At 58.2% G+C, this 4,400-nt stretch carries 2 protein-coding genes and 2 pseudogenes; 1 reads left to right on the top strand and 3 read right to left on the bottom strand.

Translation table 11 applies throughout. The features are described from left to right. From ABX749_RS23720 to ABX749_RS23730, 3 genes and pseudogenes are all read right to left on the bottom strand, one after another. Positions 1 to 343 (bottom strand): annotated as a pseudogene (locus tag ABX749_RS23720) (carboxypeptidase M32); the annotation flags it as partial. Between the two features lie 144 nt (positions 344 to 487). Next, positions 488 to 2,098, bottom strand: a complete 1,611-nt coding sequence (locus tag ABX749_RS23725; protein WP_372898178.1) for an AI-2E family transporter — start codon at positions 2,096 to 2,098, stop codon at positions 488 to 490. Positions 2,099 to 2,211: 113 nt separating this feature from the next. Beyond that, a complete protein-coding gene (locus tag ABX749_RS23730; RefSeq protein ID WP_372898180.1) occupies positions 2,212 to 3,033 on the bottom strand; it encodes a DUF6690 family protein in 822 nt (273 codons plus the stop codon). Between the two features lie 392 nt (positions 3,034 to 3,425). Here ABX749_RS23730 and ABX749_RS23735 point away from each other — a divergent pair. Then, positions 3,426 to 4,400: pseudogene (locus tag ABX749_RS23735) on the top strand (transporter); the annotation flags it as partial.

Genomic DNA, 4,400 nt, shown 5'->3' on the forward strand with positions numbered 1-4,400 from the left:
GCACGGTCGCAACGCTCAAGCGGGTGACCAGATCGAGAGGAAGTTTTTGGTCGCGAACAAAATCACGGTGCAGGGAGCGGATCGTGGCGGCTTGATCAGAGTGCGGATCCAAATCGCCGCTGTGCTCGAGCAGTTGCTGCAATGCGTCGCCGTATTGGGCGTCGGTGCGCAGTTGATGGGCCGAGGAACGGAGTGTGCTGACCTGCTCGGCGCGATACTCACCGGCTGCGATCGGCATCCCCGTCCGCTCGTCCCATTCCAATGCATCTGCGGCGGAGTGGAAGATCGCGGCTCGGCGAGCGGTCGAGCAGACGGATTCGAATTGGGATTCGTTGAGGGGCATGGGGACGGAAGGAAAATGGGGGATAGAAGACAAGAAAATGGGGGACAGGAAAATCTAAAATCTAAAATCTAAAATCTAAAATCTAAAATCTAACAGCTAACAGCTAACAGCTAACAGCTAACAGCTAACAGCTAACAGCTAACCTTACGCTTCCGAGGCGACGGCGCCTTGCTCGGGGTGGGCATCGCGGAGTTCGAGTTCGTGGTTGAGGATTTCGAGCAGGGTTTGCAGGAACACGACAACCATGGGGCCGATCAGGATTCCGATCGGGCCGAACACCGGGACGCCTCCCAGGACGCTCAGCAGCGCGACCAGTGGGTGTAATTCCGAGTGGCCGTGTAACACGTAGGCTTTGATCACGTTGTCGATCGACGAGACGACTGCGGCGCCGTAGATGGTCAAAAAGATCGCCGCTCCGTAGCTTTGGTCGACTGCCGCCAGGTAGATGGCGCAGGGCACCCAGACCGATGCGGCGCCCAAAAACGGGATCAGCGCCATCACGGTTGTGACCATGAACAGCAAGATAAAGGATTCGAATCCGCAGAAGAAGAACGCGATCGCGGCGAGCAGTCCCTGCACGATGGCGCTCAAGATACTCGCCAGCACGACCGCGCGGCTGGTCTTTTCAAACTCGCCCAACAGTCGCAGCTCGTACGCGTCGTCGAGAGGACTGAGTCGCATCAGTGTGTGCACCATCGCCGGTCCGTCGACGAAGAAGAAGTAGATCGAGATCACCATGATCAACATGCCGATCGCGATTTGCACGACGACCTTTCCCGTCACCCCGGACAGTTTGACGAATCGTGGTTGCAAGTACTCCCGGGCCGCGCGGATCGCTTCGGCCAAGTCTTTTTCACTCGGATTGGTCAACAGTTTGACTTCCTTCCGAAAGGATCCGCCCAGTTTGGCGTTCATCCAAGCGTGAATCGACGCCGACGCAACGACGGACCCACGATGAAAACGCTCTTCGGTGGCGATGCGTTCGGCTGGGTCTTCTGTCTCTTGGACCGTCTCCAATTGCTCGACCACATCGGCAAACTCATTGAGTCGCTCTTTGGCAACTTCGCTGGATTCGCCCGTCGGAGCGGCGCCGACCACTTCTTTTTCCAGAAACGTGATCAACTCTTTCGATTCGGCGATCTGCGATCGGACCAACTCGGGTTCGTCGATCTGGTCCAACATTCCGGCCAGGTCGTCGAGTCGGCGGAAGCGGTCGGCATGTTGAAGTTCCAGGCCGAGGCGCGTTCGGCCTCGCTCGAACGCCGCTTTCAGATCGTCCAGATCGGTTCGGCTGACCAACCCGGTCAACTGGCCGATGGCCACAGTCAGCAGCAAGACGATCGGCATCAGCACGATTGCCAGAATCAGCGACGTCGTGGCAACCGCCGCGGTCCGTCGTCGGCCCTTGAGTTTCTTCAGAATCCATTCGTTGAACGGACGGAAGATGACGACCAGTGCCGCGGCCATGAACAGCGGAATGAAAAATCCCACCATGACCTTGTAGAACAGCAACCCGACCACCAGGATTCCGGCGATCAACATGATCACCGAAGTGATCCGCGCCATCGAAGGTAACTTTTCCAAGGCGGTCCGTGGCGGTGAATCAGCCTCGACAGACACCGCATCTGCGGCTGCAGCGGGCTCGGTACCGGGCTCGGGTTGAACGTCAGCTGGGACGCCGGCGGTCTCTGCCGACGACGGCGCTTCTCGATCACGGGAAGCGTCATCGGAATTTGCGGAGGGTTCTGAATTCACGGCAACGATGCCCTGGGAGTAGCTAGAGAATCAGTGTGGACGCATCATAAGACCCGGCACGAGCACGGGGCTACCGGACAGGCTCAGATGGCCAGTAAGAAGGCGCCAATAGATTACCAGCGACCGGTTTGGCGGTCCGAAATCACAATCTTGCGCGCTTCGTTGCTGATCCCGTACGCCAAATCGGGTTGGTTCAGTTCCAGGAACACGGTGTACTTCTGGTGGATCGCGTCGCTGTAGACGACCGGTGCGTGCGTCAGACGCATGAAATGCACGGGCCGTCCGTTCCAACGTTTGGTAAACGCACCCGCCTCCAACGCCGGCTCGCGTTGCAAGCCGTAGTAGCCCGTCATGGTTTCGGAAAAACGCGTCGGATCACCGGTGAATCCGTGGAAGGTTAGGCGTTGCAATCGATCCGAATAGTCGAAATAGAACGTCAGTGTTCCTGCCACGTCGTCGGCCCTGATGCCGGTCACCACCGGAACACGCAAGCCTTTCAAGTTCATATCCGCCAGCACCGTGCTGACCCGCGAGAATCGATTCACGACCCATTCGGGGCCGATATCGAATCGCATCACTTCGCGCAGGTCTCGGACTTGATAACCACTGAGTGTGGGTTCTGCGTTCGGATCTTCCGGGATGGCGCCCAGCTTTCGCGCCAATTCGGAATCGTAGCGATAGCGATCCGCACGGACTTGCCGCAGTTTTTCGACTTCATAGTGCGAGTGGTTGGCGTAGCCGCTCGTTCGGGTTTCTTCGTCCGTCGAAATGCCGGGCGCCAGACCCGACAGTTCGTTGACTGCGGACGATGCGCCGTCAAAGAGCGAGCCGACCGTGGACATCGTTCGGCGACCCACTTCGGTCTCCGTCGCGACGTACGGTCCGACGGCGGCAGCGGCGAGAAGGGCGGTCAGTTTCAAGCGGAGGGATGGCATGGTCAAGGTCCCGAGTTTTCCAGGGTGTACACAACGACTTTCATCGGAACGCCAGGTAGGCATTCTTCTCGAATCAGCCAACCTTGGTGGTCACGATGACTCTAGCGATCGTAGTACCGAACGGCCGTGAAACTCGGTTTCACGCCTCGGCTGCTTCGTGCTGGTCGCCAAAGTCGGACACGATCAATCGAAACACACGGTTTCGGCTCAGGAATCTCGACGGGGTGTTCGATAATTGACGAAAGCGATGCCTAGAGAAAGTTTGAGGATTGACGCGACTTTGGGGTCCAGGTCCGTTCCTTTGTTGATTCACACTCTTGCTGCAACCACCGATTTCATCCGACGCCAACCATCACTCAGCCACCATTCGGTCTGAGCGAGTTTGGCTGCGCGTGCGGCGCTGGGCATGCGTGGCGCTGGGGATGCTGGTCGCGCTGCCCAACTTCGGCTGCCATCTGTATCACAGCGTGCCGGAGACGATCGGCCAGCGTACCGATTGTGTCGATGCTTTGCTGTGTCAAATCGGAGCACCCTCTGCCGCCGTGGTCGCGACGGTGGATCAGGTTCCGGAACCGGTGACCTTGCGATCGACCGAGCAACTTGAATCGTCTCCGATGCGCGAGATTTCATTGCGCGAGGCGCTGTCCATGGCGCTGGAAAACCGCAGCGTGTTGCGTGACTTGGGAGCCGGCGTGCTGCGGGCTCCCGGGCAGTTGCAATCGGAATACAGCGAATCTCTGCAGCGGTTGGATCCGCAAGAGAGTGTCGAAGCGGCACTCAGCGCCTTCGACGCTCAGTTCTATGCCTTCGGGAAATGGCAGAACAATGACCGCCGATTCAACAACCGTTTCTTCGGTGGCGGTGCCAACGCGTTCAAACAAGACACGCACGACTACGTGTTTCAGTTGAGCAAGCGAACGCCGACGGGGGCACAGTTTTCGGTGCGCAGCGTGACCGATTACGATGCCAACAATGCGACTGGAAATCTGACCGATAGCGCGTGGCAAACCCAGTTGCATGCCGAAGCGCGGCAGCCTTTGCTGCAAGGTGGCGGTCTGCAATTCAATCGCATCGCGGGACCCGCCGCGGCGCCGGGAGTTTACAACGGCGTGTTGATCGCCAAGGTCAACAGTGAGATCACGTCGGCCAAGTTCGAGCAAGGCGTCCGTGATTACGTCAGCAATGTGATCAACGCGTATTGGGATTTGTACTTTGCCTATCGTGATGCCGATGCGAAACGCGACGCGATGCTGCGTAGCGAACAGACATGGAAGAGCTATCAGGCTCAGAAATCGAGCAATCGTCAATCGGGAGCGGCCGAAGCACTGGCGCGGGAACAGTACTACCGGTTTCGAAGCGAGTACCAA

The organism is Stieleria sp. (genome assembly GCF_041595215.1).
Lineage (GTDB): Bacteria > Planctomycetota > Planctomycetia > Pirellulales > Pirellulaceae > Stieleria > Stieleria magnilauensis.